The sequence below is a fragment of the Streptomyces sp. S465 genome, assembly GCF_026898115.1.
Taxonomy (GTDB): domain Bacteria; phylum Actinomycetota; class Actinomycetes; order Streptomycetales; family Streptomycetaceae; genus Streptomyces; species Streptomyces luomodiensis.
Window position 1 is genome coordinate 4971103 of sequence record NZ_CP114036.1, and the last position, 15596, is coordinate 4986698.

At 72.3% G+C, this 15596-nt stretch carries 16 protein-coding genes; 10 read left to right on the forward strand and 6 right to left on the reverse strand.

All coding sequences use genetic code 11. From position 1 onward, the window contains the following. Positions 1–9: 9 nt before the first annotated feature. Both N6H00_RS20975 and N6H00_RS20980 read left to right on the forward strand, forming a co-directional pair. Positions 10–834 (forward strand): ABC transporter permease, encoded by an 825-nt coding sequence (locus N6H00_RS20975; RefSeq protein ID WP_268977058.1) that lies wholly within the window; start codon positions 10–12, stop codon positions 832–834. Beyond that, positions 831–2003 carry an ABC transporter ATP-binding protein gene (locus N6H00_RS20980; RefSeq protein ID WP_268973343.1) on the forward strand — a complete coding sequence of 391 codons (1173 nt, stop codon included), beginning with the start codon at positions 831–833 and terminating at the stop codon, positions 2001–2003. Before N6H00_RS20975 ends, N6H00_RS20980 begins: the two co-directional genes overlap by 4 nt. A 142-nt stretch (positions 2004–2145) precedes the next feature. On the opposite strand, the gene N6H00_RS20985 is transcribed toward N6H00_RS20980, so the two are convergent. Beyond that, positions 2146–2706 (reverse strand): hypothetical protein, encoded by a 561-nt coding sequence (locus N6H00_RS20985; protein ID WP_268973344.1) that lies wholly within the window; start codon positions 2704–2706, stop codon positions 2146–2148. A gap of 226 nt (positions 2707–2932) precedes the next feature. Between N6H00_RS20985 and N6H00_RS20990 the strand changes: the two genes are divergently transcribed. Further along, a complete protein-coding gene (locus N6H00_RS20990; RefSeq protein WP_268973345.1) occupies positions 2933–3529 on the forward strand; it encodes a TetR/AcrR family transcriptional regulator in 597 nt (198 codons plus the stop codon). Between the two features lie 93 nt (positions 3530–3622). Here the strand turns inward: N6H00_RS20990 and N6H00_RS20995 are convergent, their stop codons facing one another. Further along, entirely contained in the window at positions 3623–4216 is a 594-nt protein-coding gene (locus N6H00_RS20995; protein WP_268973346.1) for a TetR/AcrR family transcriptional regulator, read from the reverse strand. Positions 4217–4313: 97 nt separating this feature from the next. Here N6H00_RS20995 and N6H00_RS21000 point away from each other — a divergent pair, with 97 nt between their 5' ends. Then, complete coding sequence (locus N6H00_RS21000) at positions 4314–4700, forward strand: nuclear transport factor 2 family protein (RefSeq protein ID WP_268973347.1); 387 nt, start codon at positions 4314–4316, stop codon at positions 4698–4700. A gap of 118 nt (positions 4701–4818) precedes the next feature. Here the strand turns inward: N6H00_RS21000 and N6H00_RS21005 are convergent, their stop codons facing one another. Together N6H00_RS21005 and N6H00_RS21010 are read right to left on the reverse strand one after the other, a co-directional pair. Further along, entirely contained in the window at positions 4819–5358 is a 540-nt protein-coding gene (locus tag N6H00_RS21005) for a DinB family protein (RefSeq protein ID WP_268973348.1), read from the reverse strand. 115 nt (positions 5359–5473) lie between these two features. Further along, on the reverse strand, positions 5474–6175 hold the full coding sequence (locus N6H00_RS21010) for a hypothetical protein (protein ID WP_268973349.1): 702 nt from the start codon (positions 6173–6175) through the stop codon (positions 5474–5476). Positions 6176–6556: 381 nt separating this feature from the next. On the opposite strand from N6H00_RS21010, the gene N6H00_RS21015 reads away from it, so the two are divergent. Beyond that, the gene (locus tag N6H00_RS21015) at positions 6557–7906 is read left to right on the forward strand and encodes a hemolysin family protein (RefSeq protein ID WP_268973350.1); all 1350 of its coding nucleotides are present in this window, start codon (positions 6557–6559) and stop codon (positions 7904–7906) included. Next, positions 7903–8919: a hemolysin family protein gene (locus tag N6H00_RS21020; RefSeq protein WP_268973351.1), complete on the forward strand. Its 1017-nt coding sequence runs from the start codon at positions 7903–7905 to the stop codon at positions 8917–8919. The genes N6H00_RS21015 and N6H00_RS21020 overlap by 4 nt, the downstream gene beginning before the upstream one ends. 72 nt (positions 8920–8991) lie before the next feature. Here the strand turns inward: N6H00_RS21020 and N6H00_RS21025 are convergent, their stop codons facing one another. After that, on the reverse strand, positions 8992–11280 hold the full coding sequence (locus N6H00_RS21025; RefSeq protein WP_268973352.1) for a serine/threonine-protein kinase: 2289 nt from the start codon (positions 11278–11280) through the stop codon (positions 8992–8994). A gap of 253 nt (positions 11281–11533) precedes the next feature. Here N6H00_RS21025 and N6H00_RS21030 point away from each other — a divergent pair, with 253 nt between their 5' ends. From N6H00_RS21030 to N6H00_RS21045, 4 genes are all read left to right on the forward strand, one after another. Beyond that, a complete protein-coding gene (locus N6H00_RS21030; RefSeq protein ID WP_268973353.1) occupies positions 11534–12298 on the forward strand; it encodes a DUF4232 domain-containing protein in 765 nt (254 codons plus the stop codon). Between the two features lie 138 nt (positions 12299–12436). After that, positions 12437–13195, forward strand: a complete 759-nt coding sequence (locus N6H00_RS21035) for a sulfite exporter TauE/SafE family protein (protein WP_268973354.1) — start codon at positions 12437–12439, stop codon at positions 13193–13195. A gap of 40 nt (positions 13196–13235) precedes the next feature. Beyond that, positions 13236–14018 (forward strand): vWA domain-containing protein, encoded by a 783-nt coding sequence (locus N6H00_RS21040; protein ID WP_268973355.1) that lies wholly within the window; start codon positions 13236–13238, stop codon positions 14016–14018. Positions 14019–14136: 118 nt separating this feature from the next. Continuing rightward, on the forward strand, positions 14137–14577 hold the full coding sequence (locus N6H00_RS21045) for a nuclear transport factor 2 family protein (RefSeq protein ID WP_268973356.1): 441 nt from the start codon (positions 14137–14139) through the stop codon (positions 14575–14577). Between the two features lie 80 nt (positions 14578–14657). On the opposite strand, the gene N6H00_RS21050 is transcribed toward N6H00_RS21045, so the two are convergent. Then, the gene (locus N6H00_RS21050) at positions 14658–15218 is read right to left on the reverse strand and encodes an NUDIX hydrolase (RefSeq protein ID WP_268973357.1); all 561 of its coding nucleotides are present in this window, start codon (positions 15216–15218) and stop codon (positions 14658–14660) included. Between the last annotated feature and the right edge of the window lie 378 nt (positions 15219–15596).

Genomic DNA, 15596 nt, shown 5'->3' on the forward strand with positions numbered 1-15596 from the left:
ACGGAGGTCCTGGAGGACACGCCGCGACGGCCCCGCACACCCCGCACCCGCCTCCGGGCGGGGGTGCCGCTGCCGCTGCTGCTGCCCGCCCTCGGCGGCCTGGTCTTCCTGGTGCTTCCGCTGGTGGCGCTGCTGGTCCGCGCGCCCTGGCGGAGCCTGCCCGACCAGCTGACCGGGGTCGCGGTGTGGCAGGCGCTGCGGCTTTCGCTGATCACCGCGACCGCCGCCACCGCCGTGGCCCTGGTGCTGGGCGTACCGCTGGCGTGGCTGCTGGCCCGCACCCGGTTCCCCGGCCGCCGGCTGGTGCGCGCCCTGGTGACCCTGCCGCTGGTGCTGCCGCCGGTGGTGGGCGGCGTGGCGCTGCTGCTCGCGCTGGGCCGCAACGGGATCGTCGGCCGCTGGCTGGACTCCGCGTTCGGGATCACCCTGCCGTTCACCACCGCGGGGGTGGTCGTCGCGGAGGCGTTCGTGGCGATGCCGTTCCTCGTGATCAGCGTCGAGGGCACGCTACGGGCCGCCGATCCGCGGTACGAGGAGGCCGCCACCACCCTCGGCGCCTCGCGTTTCACCGCGTTCCGGCGCGTCACCCTGCCGATGGTGGCGCCGGGCGTGGCCGCGGGCGCGGTGCTGGCCTGGGCGCGGGCGCTGGGCGAGTTCGGCGCCACCATCACCTTCGCGGGCAACTTCCCGGGCCGTACGCAGACGATGCCGCTGTCGGTCTATCTCGCGCTCCAGAGCGACCCGGCCGCCGCCATCGCGCTCAGCCTCGTGCTGCTCGCCGTCTCCATCGCGGTCCTGGCCGGGCTGCGCGACCGCTGGATGGCCGCCTCATGACCACGGACACCTCCCCCGAGCCCACCGAGCCCACCGAGCCCACCGAGCCCACCGAGCCCACCGAGCCCCCCGAGGATGCCGCGCCGCACACCGACGGCCGCGACGGCCGCGACCGCGACGGCCTCGACGCCCGTCTCGTCGTCGACCGCGGCACCTTCCGGCTCGACCTGCGGCTGTCCGCCGCGCCCGGCGAGGTGCTCGCCCTGCTCGGGCCCAACGGCGCGGGCAAGACCACCGCGCTGCGCGCCCTGGCCGGGCTCACCCCGCTCACCGCGGGGGCGCTGCGGCTGGACGGCACGGCCCTGGAGGAGCCGGAGCGCCGGCTGCGGGTCCCGCCCGAGGACCGCCCGGTCGGCGTCGTCTTCCAGGACTATCTGCTCTTCCCGCACCTCTCCGCGCTCGACAACGTGGCCTTCGGCCCGCGCTGCCAGGGGGTCCCGAAGGCGGCGGCCCGCGCCCAGGCGGCCGACTGGCTGGACCGGATGGGCCTGGCCGACCGGGCGGGCGCCAAACCCCGCGCGTTGTCGGGCGGACAGGCCCAGCGCGTCGCCCTCGCCCGCGCCCTGGCCACCCGGCCCCGGCTGCTGCTGCTGGACGAACCGCTGGCCGCGCTGGACGCCCGCACCCGCCTCGAGGTGCGTGCCGGGCTCCGCCGCCATCTGGCCGACTTCCCGGCGGTGGCCGTCCTGGTCACCCACGATCCGCTGGACGCGATGGTGCTCGCCGACCGGCTCGTGGTCGTCGAGGAGGGCCGTATCGTCCAGGAGGGCGCCCCGGCGGACATCTCCCGCCGCCCCCGCACCGACTACATCGCCAGCCTCGTCGGACTCAACCTCTACCAGGGCCGCGCCGACGGCCACACGGTACGGCTCGACGGCGGCGCCACCATCACCATCACCGAGGACCTCACCGGCCCGGTCTTCGTCGCCTTCCCGCCCGCCGCGGTCACCCTCCACCCCGACCGCCCCGACTCCAGCGCGCGCAACCTCTGGCGGCTGGAGGTGGCCGGCATGGAGTCGCACGGTGACCAGATCCGCGTCGACCTCACCGGTGAACTCCCCCTGCTGGCCGACCTGACCACCGCCGCGGTGGCCGAACTCGCCCTGCACCCGGGCCGCACCGTCTGGGCCACCCTCAAGGCGACCCAGACCCACGCGTATCCGGCCTGAGCCCGGACGCCGGCCCATCGGGCACGGGATCGTCGGGCGGACGCGGTCCGCGCTGCACACGACGGCCTTTCGTCCCCTCACGGAGCCGCGGGCCCGGTCGGCGCGGGGGTGCCGACCGGGCCCGCGGTGCTCGGGGCCGGGGTCATACCTCCTTGCCGGCCCGGTTCAGGCGGAGGGCGGAGACGAGGAAGAAGACGCCGCCGAGGAAGGCGTAGCCGGCGAGACTGCCCAGGGAGGCGTCGTCCTTGCCGGCCTGCGCGAAGAATGATGCTCCGGCGAGGGTGGAGATGGCGCCGCTGGCGATCATCGGCCACTGGCCGCCCAGATGGCGCCGGACGGCGCCGACGACGAGCTGGATGATGCCCGCGGTGATGGCCCAGACGCCCCAGACGCGCAGGACGGCCGGGATACCGGAGGTGGCGGCGATGACCAGGCCGATGCCGGTGAGTGTGCTGAGCGCGATGTTCGCGTACAGGCCCTGGACCGGGCCGTCGTTCGCCTGGGCGGACCTGACGTCGACGACCGCGCACGCCACGTCGAACAGGGGGTAGATCACCAGCAGCGTCGCGCTCAGCGGCCCCAGTGTGTCGGCGGTCGCGAACAGCAGGGCGGCCCACACGGCGGCGAACGCGAAGCGCACGAGGTACAGCTTGCGCAGGGCCGCGGGAACGCTGGTGGGGGTGGTGCCGACGAGGGTGTCCAAGGGGGTGCCTTTCGGTGGCGGCGTAGTGGTGTGCGACGGCTGAGTCATCGGGTGCCTGCGTCCGCTTCTCCGATCAGGCGGGTGACCGTGCGACGGAGGGCCATGAGGCGCCATGAGGCACCGCCAATCGTGAGGGAGAACGATCTGTCTCATCGGATCCAACGGGATCGGTGCGGCCGCTGTCAAGACCGAACGTTCTCCCTCGACGGCTTGATAGTGTGAGCACATGAGCCCCAGCCCAGGAAGCCGCAGCACATCCGAAGCGCGATCGCGGCTGCTCAGTACGGCGATCAGGATTTTCTACGCGGAGGGCATCCACTCCGTCGGCATCGACCGGATCATCGCGGAGGCGCGGGTGCCCCGGGCCACGCTGTACCGGCACTTCTCGGGCAAGGAAGAACTCGTCCTCGCGTACCTCGACCAGGCCGACCAGGGCATCCGGGCGCAGGTCGAGGCCGCCCAGGCGGGCGAGGGGTCGGCGGCCGACAAGGTCCGGGCCGTCAGCCGGTCCATCGCCGAAGGCATCCGGTCACCCGGCTTCCGCGGCTGCGCCTTCCTCAACGCGGTGGCCGAATACCCCGACCCCGCCCACCCGATCCACCAAGCCGTCCTGGCCCACCGGCAATGGTTCCTGGACGCCATCACGGACCTGCTGGCGCAAACCGACGACGCGCCCGCCGACACGGCCGGCCGGCACCTCGTCATGCTCCGGGACGGCGCCATGGCGGCCGGCTGCCTCTTCGACCCGGAACTGGTCACCGAGACCTTCCTGCACGGCGTCGAGGGCATCCTGCGGGCGCGCGCCGCCTCATGGAGGCCGTAGCCAGGAGCCGGATCGGGTTCCCTCGACGCGGCCGCTCCCGGTGTGACGCCCCAGCCCCTTCCCGGTGGACGGACCCGGACCGCCGCGGCGGGCTCAGGCGTGGTGTGCCGGAGTGGCGGCGGACCCGGCGTCCCACAACTCGGTGACCAGGGACCTCGCGTAGTCCTCGTCCGTCCCCGGGATCGAGAACACCACCCGGAAGTAGAGGGGGGCGACCACGCGGTCCAGCACCCGCTCCAGTGAGGGCGTCCGCTCGCCCCGCCGGGCCGCGGCCTCCAAGGGGGCCTGGAAGCGGGCGCTGACCCGCTCCAGGCACTCGCGCAGCCCGGCCCGGCGGGCGTCCACGTCCGGCGCCACTTCGGCGCGGAAGAACGCCACGCCTCCGGGCCGGGACAGATCGGTGAGCGTCCACACCGCCACCTGCTCGAGATCCTTCCGCAGATCGCCGAGCAGCTCCGGCGTCTCCTCGTCCTGACGCCGGGCGGCCACGTCCGCCAGGAGGGCGGAGGTGGTCCCCCAACGGCGGTAGACCGAACTGGGGTTGACGCCGGCGCGGCGCGCCACCGCGGGGATGGTCACCTTGTCGGCGCCGACTTCGTGCACCAGCTCGACCGTCGCCCGGTGCACGGCGGCGCGTACGCGGGCGCTCCGGCCGCCGGGGCGGCTGTCTTTGCTTTTGTCGGTCATCCTCCCATCTTAAAGCAATGAGTTGCGCTTTAGTGTGTGGTCTGTCTAGGCTGCTAAAGCAGAGATCGACGCTTTAAGCACTTCCCATGGAGGACCCATGTCCCAGTACGAGGCCGCCCACCAGCTCGGCGAGCAGTTCCACGCCTTCCTCGCCGCCGGTGACTGGGACGGCATCCGGACCCTGCTCACCGACGACGCCACCTGGACGCTCCCCGGTGACAACACCATCTCCGGTACGGCGGAGGGCGCCGACGCGGTCGTGGCGCGGGCGAAGAAGATCGCCTCCTACGGTCTGAACTTCGAGCTGCTGCACATCCTGGTCAGCCGCGAGAACATGGCCCTGTCCCTGCACAACACCGCCCGCCGGGGCGAGGTCCGGCTGGACGAGTACCTGTCCACCGTCTGCCGCCTGCGCGACGGCAGGATCGCGAGCATCGAGACCTACCTGTCCGACGTCCCCGGCATGAACGCGTTCTTCGTCTGAGCCTGTTCCGCACGCTCTGGCCCGGCGCCACGTTCGGTGACGGGCCGCCGGGGTGTCCTGGGTGCCCTTGAGTGTCCTGGGTGTCCTGGGGTGCCCTGGGTGTCCTGGCGCCGGTCCGTCATTCCCCGGCGCGCAGCGGGGACGCGGCGCGCAGCAGCCGCAGCTGGCCGATCTCCGAGACGTTCTTCATGAGTTCCGCGTTCACCCACGCCACCGTGTGAGCGACGGTCCGCTCGGGGTCGCGCTCCCACGGGAATGTCGCGGCGCGGTCGAGATCGGCGTCGGTGAGGTGATCCAGCCCGCTCAGCCAGTCGTCCCGAAGGCCACGCAGCCAAACGATCGCCGCGTCTCCCGGCCCAGGCCATGCCATGTCCGCCCGCTCACGGGGCGTGCGGCCACATACGTGATCAGTGGTTACGCCCAGCCACCATCCCAGGTGCCAACTCACCCAGCCGATCGTGGGAACGGGCACCGGATCCGGCTCCGTATCCGCCCAGTCCGGGACCCAGCCGCCCCGGGCGTCCCGGCGAACGGTCCAGCACTCGGCGGCCGGCTCCCACAGGAAGTCCTCAGGCGCCAGACGCTCCAGGTGGTACTCGAACAACGACCAGGTCAAGCCGAACTGCCAGCGCAGCAGATCGCATCGGGGAGAATCCACCGGGCGACCCTGGCACGGAGGGTGAAGCCTCCGCAAAGCAATATCCCAGCCCCGACACACCGCCCGTCCCGCGCGCCGTCTGCTGCGCTGTTCCGCCTCGGCCGCCGCCTGGCTGCTACGCGGAGGCGTCCTTGGAGCCGCTGCCCTCGGTGTCGGTATCGGTGTCGGCGTCGGTGTCAGCCTTGGTGTCGCTGGGGGCGTCCCCCTCAGCCTTGCCCTTGGCCTCGGCCTTGCCCTCGGCCTTGTCCCCGGGCCTGTCCTCGGCCTCGTCCTCGCTGGAGTCCTCGAAATACTCATCGAGCACCGCGTCGAGCTCCGCCGTCCATTCCTTGAGGAGCTTCCGGGCCGGTGCCTCGACATCGGCCGTGTACCAACGCCGGTTGGTCGTATAGACCGTGATCCCGAACCGCTTCCCGAACCGCGGGGTGTCGACCTCCACCGCGCCGATCTCGTCCCACTCGAACTCGGCCTTCTCGCCGTCGAGTTCGAACGCGACGCCACGGCGTCCGGCCCGGATCGCACCGCGCCGGTCGGACACCTCGAAGGCGACCCCGCCGTCCTCCTCCTCACCGTCGTCGTCCGCTTCCCCGTCGGACGACGCGAGAGCGGACGTGACGTCGGCCTCGGTGCCGGAGGGCGCCTCGGCGCCGGACTCCTCCTCGGCGTCGACGCCCTCTTCCCGGTCGGCCTCCTCCTCGGCGGCGACTTCGTCCTGCGGCCGCTCGGCTGCCTTGTCCGGGGCGTCCTCCTCCACATCGGCAGGGCGCGGGGGCGTCAGGCCGGGGACAAACCCCGGGTCCGTCCCGGCTGTGTGCATGGGCGGGATGATCGGTCCAGTGCTCTGCTCCACGGCCGGAAGTATTGCCGATAAACCTGTGCCGACGACAGGCAACCCCGCCCCCCAATCCAGCCGCCCGGCAAAGCCGCAGGTGACGCGCGAGGGATCGCCGGTGATCCCCACCACCCCGCCCCTTTTACCGTCCCTTTACCATGGATGTGGGGACACTGCTTCCCCGGACACCCGGAAAGCCGAGCGATGAAGGAGCACCAGACCCGCAATGGGTGAACCTCCCAGTACCACCCGTGCCAGACCCCGCGCGCCTCTCACCAGGGCGCTCCTGCCCAGGGCAACCAGGAACACCAGGAACACCTGGGAAACCAGGAACACCAGGGCAACCAGGGAGACGGGGATGGCACGGTGACCGAGATCCTGCTGCTTCTGCTCGCCCTGGCCCTCACGCTCGCGTGTGCGGTGTTCGTGGCCGCCGAGTTCTCCCTCACCACCGTCGAACGCGGTGACCTGGAGCGGGCCGCCGAGGCCGGTGAGCGCGGGGCCGACAGCGCGCTCGCGGCGGTGCGCCGGCTGACGGTCCAGCTCTCCGGGGCCCAACTGGGCATCACCGTCTCCTCGTTGGTGATCGGCATGCTCGCCGAACCCTCGCTGGCCGCCCTGCTCGAACACCCGCTCACGGCGACCGGCCTGCCCGCGGGCGCGGCGTCGACGTCCGCGGTGGTGCTGGGCGTGGCCGTCTCCACGGTGGTGCTGATGGTCGCCGGGGAGCTGGTGCCCAAGAACTGGGCGATCTCCCGTCCCGTGCACGTGGCCAAGGCGGTCGCCGCCCCGCAGCGCGCCTTCACCGCCGCCTTCGCCCCGCTGATCCACCACCTCAACAACACCGCGAACCGCCTGGTCCGCCGTCTCGGCCTGGAGCCCGCCGAGGAGCTGGCCTCCGCCCGTACCCCGGACGAACTGGTCGCGCTGGCCCGCCACTCGGCCGCCGAGGGCGCGCTGGCACAGGACTCGGCCGAGTTGTTCGTCCGTACGCTCCACCTGAGCGAGCTGACCGCGGAGAACGTGATGACCCCGCGCGTGGACGTCCAGGCGCTGGAGGCCCACGCCACCGCCGCCGACGCGGCCAACCTCACCCTGGCCACCGGCCGGTCCCGCTTCCCCGTCTACCGCGACACCCTGGACGAGGTGGTCGGCACCGTGCACATCCGCGACGTCCTCGCCCTGACCGCCGCCCACCGCGCCACCACCCCGGTCACCGACCTGGCCACGCCCCCGCTCCTGGTCCCCGACAGCCTCCCGGTGGACCGGCTGCTGGACCGGCTGCGCGGTGCGCACACCATGGCCGTCGTCATCGACGAGTACGGGGGCACCGCCGGTGTCGCCACCCTGGAGGATGTCGTGGAGGAGGTCGTCGGCGACGTCCGCGACGAACACGACCCCGACGAGACCCCCGGCCTGGTGCCCCTCGGCCCCGGCACCTGGGAGGCGGACGGCGGCGTACGGCTGGACGAGCTGACCGGCATCGGCCTGACCGCTCCCGAGGGCCCGTACGAAACCGTCGCGGGCCTCCTGGCCACCGCCCTGGAACGCATCCCGGCGGCCGGGGACGCCATCGAGGCCGACGGCTGGCAGCTCACGGTCCTGAAGGTGGACCACCACCGCGCCGACCGCGTACGGATCACGGCTCCGGCGGCGGCTCCCTCAACCGGCACCCAGACCCCTGCCGAGAACGACGCCACCCAGGACGCCCGATGACCCTCCTCCAACTCGCCGTCGGCGCCCTCACCCTGCTGACCAACGCCTTCTTCGTCGGCGCCGAATTCGCCCTGATCTCCGTGCGCCGCAGCCAGATCGAACCGCGCGCGCAGGCGGGCGAGAAGCGGGCGCGCGGTGTGCTGTGGGCGCTGGAGCACCTGTCCGCGCAGTTGGCCACGGCCCAGCTCGGCATCACCATCTCCTCCCTCGTCCTCGGCGCGGTCGCCGAACCGGCCATCGCCCATCTGCTGGAGCCGGGCTTCGCCACCGTCCACGTCCCGGCCGCCCTGGTGCACCCGATCGCGTTCGTCCTCGCCCTCACGGCGGCCACGTATCTCCACATGCTCATCGGCGAGATGGTCCCCAAGAACATCGCCCTCGCCGCCCCCGAGCGCACCGCGCTCCTCCTCGGCCCGCCGCTGGTGGCCCTCACCCGCCTCCTGCGCCCCGTCGTCTTCGGCGTCAACGCCTTCGCCAACGCCGTGCTGCGGCTGCTGAAGGTCGAACCCAAGGACGAGGTCGAGTCGGTCTTCACCGACGCCGAACTCATCCGGCTGGTACGGGACTCCAGCGACGCCGGGCTGCTCGACAAGTCCGGCAGCGACCGGCTGCGCGACGCCCTGGAACTGGGCACCCGGCGGGTCGGCGACATCCTGGTCCCCCTCGACGAGATGGTCACCGTGGACCACCGCGTCACCCCCGACCAGCTCGAACGCACCGCGGCCGGCTCCGGCTACTCCCGCCTCCCGGTCACCGGCCCCGACGGCGCCGTCCTGGGCTACCTCCACATCAAGGACACCCTCGGCGCCACCGACCGGCACCGCCCGTTCCCCCGCACCGCCGTGCACACCATCCCCCGTGTCCGCGCCGACACCCCCCTGGACGACACCCTCACCACCATGCGCGCCACCGGTACCCACCTGGCCGCCGTGACGGCCGACACCGGCACGGTCCTCGGCTTCGTCACGATGACGGACGTCCTGGAAGAGCTCGTGGGCCCGGTCACGGAATGAAGGCCGACGGCATGAGCGGCGACGGCTTGAACGGCGACCGCGTGAACGGCGAGAGCATGAACGCCCACGGCCTCACGGGGCGCCGCGGTCCGGGCGTACGGAGAACGCGGTGTCCCCGGCCGTCGCCACGATCGCGTCCTTGACCAGCATCACCTTCGGTTCGGTCCCCTGCGCCGACGTCCCGGGGTTGTCCAGCGCGGCCGTGTGCCACGCCTCCGTGCCGTCGTCCGCGTTCAGCGCCAGCAGGCGGCCGAAGCGGTTGGAGAAGTACAGCCGCCCGTACCGCCGGGACAACACCGGCGCGGACAGGCTCTCCGTGTCCGTCGCCCGCCGCCACAGCTCCCGGCCGCTGTCCGCCGACACCGCGGTGACCGTGCCGCTGGCCCGGACGAAGTAGACGACCCCGTTCAGCAGGGTGGGCGTGCCGCGCACCGCACGCCGCAGCGCGATCCGCGTCGTCTCGCCGGTGCCCGGATCGACCCGGACCAGGGCCGTGTACGGGCGCTCGTACCCCGAGTCGTACACGTCCTTCGCGGTCTCCGGCACCAGGAACAGCGGTGTGCCCTGGACGGTGCCGAGGGTCAGCGTCTTCCGCGGCAGGGTGGTGTGTGCGCGCTGGGTGCCGTCGGAGGGGTCGAGCCGCAGCAGGTCGTACGGGCCCTCGGCGGCCAGGCCATGGGCGTTCAGGGGCGAGCACATGACGTACGGCGCGTCGGCCGGCACCGTCGGCTCGCAGAACTTCCCGTAGCGCCCCGGCGACTGCCACAGCCGCGTACCGGACGTCCCGTAGGCGATGATCTGCCCGCCATCCGGCGACACCGTCAGCACCCCGCCGCGGAACAGGCGTACCGACGCCGAGCCGCTGACCCTGCGCTCCCACCGCCGGCGCTTGGTGCCGGCGTCCAAGGCCACCACCCACCGCGAACCGTCCATCGACACGCGGTAGGCGTAGACGGTCCCGTCCCGCACCCCGATCGGCCGTGCCGACTGGGGACGGGTGCCCCACCGCCACTGGACGCGACCGGTGGCGGCGTCGACCTTGGCCACCGTGAAACCGTGCCCGGCGCAGTACAGGGCCCGGCCGCCGTCCGAAACGCATCCGGATTCGTTGTAGTCGAGGGGCGGCCCCTCGGTCCCGACCCGCAGATTCGTCCGCCACGGCCGCCAGTCCGCGGGGAGTGACGCGGTCGGCAGGGAGGAGGCGGTGGACGCGTCGCCCGACGACTTCGTCGTGATGTCCGGGGCGAAGACCGCCGCCGCCACCATCAGCCCGGTGACGGTCAGGGCCACACCGGCGGTGGTGACGACGAGCCGCCGCCGGGCTCCCCGCCCCGGCAGGGTCCGCTTCGGGGCGACGTCGGGTGCGGGGGAGGCGGCAGGGCGTTCATCGGCAGCCGCTCCGGGAGCGCCGGTTGCGCGGGGGCCCGTGGCCGTTCCGGCGTCCGTGGCGGATGCGCCCGTGCCCGTGCCCGTACCCGTTGCGGCGCCCTTGGCCGTTCCGGCGTCCGGCTCCGCCACGCCGTGGCCGTCGCTCACCGGCTCCGCCGCCGGGAAATCGGGCAGCGCGCGCAGCATGCGGTGCAGCTCGTCCAGATCCGGCCGGGCGTCCGGCTCCTTGGCCAGACAGCGTTCGGCGATGTCCCGCAGCGGTTCCGGGACCCCCTCCAGCGTCGGATGCTCGTACATCACCTGGTAGCCCGACAGATAAGGGCTGTCGGACTCGAACGGACTGCTCCCCCTCGCCGCGTACACCAGCAGCGACCCCAGCGAGAACACGTCCGATGCCGCCGTGACGCCACGCGGACTGCGCAGTTGCTCCGGCGACATGAAGGGCGGGGTGCCGAGCACGCGCCCGATGGTGACGGTGAGCGTCTGGCTGTCGACGGCGCGGGAGATGCCGAAGTCGATGACGCGCGGCCCGTCCTCGGCCATCAGGATGTTGGCCGGCTTCAGGTCCCGGTGCACCACTCCGGCCCGGTGGATGTCGCGCAGCGCCTCGGCCAGTCCGAGCCCGAGCGTCCGCAGCTCCCGCCCGTTCAAGGGGCCGTTCTTCCGTACGACCTCGGACAGCGTGCGGCCCGGCACGTACAGCGTGGCCATCCACGGGCGGTCGGCCTCCGGATCGGCGTCCACCACGGGGGCGGTGAACGCCCCGCTCACCCGGCGCGCCGCCGCGACCTCCTGGCGGAAGCGGGTCCGGAACTCCTCGTCCTGCGCGTACTGCTCGTGGACCAGCTTGAGCGCGACCTGCCGCCCCGAGGCCGAACGCCCCAGATAGACGACGCCCATGCCGCCCGCCCCGAGCCGGTCGACCAGGGCGTAGCCGCCTATGGATTCCGGATCTCCGCTGGCCAGCGGCATTGCCGATCCCCTCTCCCACGCCGTTGCCGCGTCTGGAACGGCCGTACCGGAGCCTAGATTAGGTCGGCGGGGGAGCCGGCGGACCATGCGGCCCGCGCCGTGGCGGAACGGTGACGTATGCCGTGGCGTTAGTGCCGTGTTAGCGGAACGGTGCCGGGGCGGCAGTATCACGCCAGCGGATCACGGCAGGCTCATAGCCGTACCGAGAGTCCGGTGAGCACACCGGCCGACCGCCGACCGAGGGAATCCCGCCATGCACGTCACCGCTTACCGCCGCGGGCGCACCGTCCGTACGATCGCCGCCTCGATGCTGGCCGTCGCCGCGCTGAGCCTGACCGCGGCGTGCGGCGGGGACGGGGGCTCCGGCACCGCGGGCAGCGCGGGCAAGGCGGAAACGTCGGCGTCGGCCAAGGCCGCGTCCTCGGGCGGCCAGGACGCGGGCACCGAGCGGGGCACGGACACCAAGGACGGCCGGAGCACCGAGCAGGGCACGGACCTGGGCGCCAACAAGGGCACTGGCGGGGCCGGGGGCGAGGAGGACACCACGGGCGTCAAGGACGCCGAGACGCGGGACCAGAACCCCACCGGTGGCTCTCGGACCGACCCGATCGGCGACTGCGACATCACCAAGACGCCCCTCTCCCTCCAGGAGGTCAAGAGCCCCGTCAACCACCTGCTGCTCAAGGCGACCAACGGGGCCGGTGCGGCCTGCAAGCTCGTCGGCTACCCCAGCCTGAAGTTCGGCGCCGACGCGCAGGCCGCCACCCCGGCGTACGAGGACAGCAAGCCGCAGTCGGTCGTCGTCCTCGCCCCGGGCGAGAGCGCGTACGCGGGCCTCACCACCTCCGCGGCGGACGGCTCGGGCGCGGAGGGCGGCAAGGCCGACTCGCTCGATGTGTTCATCGACGGGAACGAGAACCCCACCAACGTCGAACTGCCCGGCGGCTCGGTCTTCGTCGACAGCGACGCTCAGGTCACGTACTGGCAGGCGGATGTGCAGGACGCCCTGTCCTGGTGAGGCGTCCCTGTATATGAACACTGTCTTGCATACGGGACAGCCCCCCTGGAGGATGAAGCGGCGCCGCCGACGCGGCGCACAGTGGCGCACACCAGCGCGCACCCGCACACAGAGCACAGGCACAGGGGTGGGGAACGGATGGGGATCGGCTCCGCGGCGCTGCTGGTGTCGGCCGGAGTGGCCTCCGGGCTCGCCGGTTCGATCGCCGGGCTGGCCTCGTTGTTCAGCTATCCGGCGCTGCTCGCGGTCGGCCTGTCGCCGGTGGCGGCCAATGTGACCAACACGGTGGCGCTGTTCTCCAACACCGTCGGCACCGCGGCCGGGTCCCGCGCCGAGCTCCGCGGTCAGCGCGACCGGCTCCTCCGGCTGGGCGTCATCGCGGCGCTGGGCGGCGCGGTCGGGGCCGCCCTGCTGCTGGGAACCCCGTCCTCGGCCTTCGAAGCCGTCGTACCGTGGCTGATCGCCCTCGGCTCGGTGCTGATCCTGGTCCGCGATCCGCTCCGCCGGCTCATGGCCTCCCGCTCACACCCCGTCACCGACACCGCCCGGCCCACCGTCCCGCTGGCCTGCGCGGTCCTGCTGGTCGGCCTGTACGGCGGCTACTTCGGCGCGGCCTCGGGCGTCCTGATGCTGGCGGTGCTCTCGCTGTCCGCCGCCGAACCCCTCCCGGTCACCAACGCCGTCAAGAACATCGCCACCGGCGCGGCCAATCTGACGGCATCGGTCGCCTATGTCGTCGTCGCGCCGGTGAACTGGGCCGCCGCCGTCTCCCTCGGCCTCGGCGCCCTCCTCGGCAGCCGGCTCGGCCCCCTGATCGTCCGCCGCCTGCCCGAAACCCCGCTGCGGATCGCCATCGCCCTCGGCGGCTTCGGCCTGGCCATCTCCCTCTGGCTCTAGATGTGCTCCGGCCCGCTCGGTTGGAGGACAATCACTGCGCATGGCCATCGACTACCGCAAGCGCCCCGCGACCCCTCGGATCGACTACCGCAAGCCGGCCAAGGCGCCCGCCCCCGCGATCAGCCTGGAGAAGGTCAGCACCACGGCTCCCGCGCTGGTCAGCCTCTACAAGACGGCCGCCGTCTCCTTGGCCAAGCACCAGGTCGGCGGGCAACGAGCCGCCGTGTACCTGGTCCTGGACCGCTCCGGGAGTATGCGCCGGTACTACCGTGACGGCACCGTGCAGCACCTGGCCGAGCAGACTCTCGCCCTCGCCGCCCACTTCGACGACGACGGGGTGGTGCCGGTCGTCTTCTTCTCCACCGACATCGACGGAACCGCCGAGCTCGGCCTCGACGCCTACCGGGACCGGATCGGCCCCTTGCACGACTCGATGGGACACATGGGCCGCACCAACTACCACGTGGCCATGCAGGCCGTCATCGACCACTACGCGTCCTGCGGCTCGCAGGACCCGGCGTTCGTGGTCTTCCAGACCGACGGTTCCCCCACCTCCAAGGCGGCTGCGGAACATGTGCTGTGCACGGCCGCGAAGTTGCCCATCTTCTGGCAGTTCGTCGGGTTCGGCGACGATGAGTTCCGCTTTCTGCGCAGGCTCGACGACCTGCCGGTGCCGGACCGACGCCTGATCGACAACGCCGGGTTCTTCGCCGCCGGGCGGTCACCGAAGACCCTGTCCGACGCGGACCTCTACGACCAGCTGCTCCACGAATTCCCCCAGTGGCTGACCGCCGCTCGCGCCGCGGGCATCGTGAAGAGCTGAGCCCGGGACATTACCTGCCACGTCATCGCGCTGAGCCGCCACCTCGGACAGCATGGTGATCGCTTCGCTGTGCTGCCCGTAAGCGCGAGGCTTCCTGCTTCCGATCGGAGGGATCACCATGTCCTTGGCCGCACCCGCGACGACCCGCACCTTGGTGGCGGAGCTGCTGCGCCGCATCGGTGAGGGCGACCCCGAGCGCATCGCCGAGCGGTACGCGGAGCGCGTCGCCTGGAAGCTGGACTGGCCGAAGGCCGAGCACGGCCGCGCCGCCACCCCGTGGATCCGCCACCGGTCCACCCGCGCGGACGTGGCCGCCCACTTCCGGGAGCTGGCCCGCCACCATGTGCCCGAGCAGGCGGCCACCGAGGTCGAGCGCGTCCTGGTCGACGGCGACGACGCGGTCGTGCTGGGCGAGATCCGCCAGACCGCCCGGTCCACCGGACGCGCCTATCGTGCGCGGTTCGCCCTGCACCTGACGTTCGCGAACGGTCTCGTCACCCGGCACCACGTGTACGAGGACAGCCTCGCCGTCGCCCAGGCATGCGCCCCGGAGGCATGACCCGGGACCACCCAGGGCCACCTGGGACCACCTGGGACCATCCAGGCCCCGGGATCACCCGGGACCAGGACTGCCGAGGGTCAGCGCACGAGCAGGGGCTCCACCCGGGACAGGGTGTCCAGGATGTTGGCCTCGGTGATCGCCATCCGCGCCTCGTCGGGCGTCAGCCAGCGCAGCGGCGCGTCCGGGTTCTCCGGCCGTACCGCCTCGGGGACGCTGGTGGCCAGCACGAAACGGATGTCGGCGTGTTCATGCGCCGGCTCCCGGCTGTTCGCGGGGACCGGCACGATCACCAGGTGCCGTACCTCCGCGTCCGGCCACGGCGCCAGGTCGGGCAGCCCCGTCTCCTCCCGCCCCTCCCGCAGGGCGATGGCCAGCGGATCGTGCTCTCCCGGGTCGGCATGTCCGCCGACCAGCAGCCACGCCTGATGACGCTGGTGCCAACGCAACAGCACACGGCCGCTGTCGGGGTGCACGATCAGTGCGGAGGCGGTGATGTGGAGGGGGCTCGACCGGTGCCAGGGGGTACCGGGCTCACCCTCCATGAGGGCGCGCACCCGCTTCACAGCGACGCATTCCGCGGTGGTCTTCGGCCGGTAGCCCGTAAGGACATTGACGGCTGCATGATCGGCTGTGGCCATGCGCCGGATCCTAACGACGCGGCCGCCACCGCGGCGCGGGGTTTTCGGCAACGGCAAGGCCCAGGTCGGTGACCTGGGCCTGATGCTCGTGGCGGATCAGCGATCCTGGTCCGCTGGGGCGGACGCCCGTCAGGTAGCGGGTGCGGCGGCTTGGGTGCCGCCTCCGGCGCCAGAATTCCCTGACGGGATGTACAAGGTCGGCATGCAGGCGAAGGCGACGAAAGCGCCTACAAGAAACGTTCCTGCCACGAGCAAGCCGATACGGCGCTTAATGCTGTGCACTGGTCCTCGCGAATGTGCTGGTGGTGGCGCAAGTGAAGATCGAACAGCGCTGAGGCTAGCGTTCTTGATGACCACAGGCAAACGCGAAATCGATAG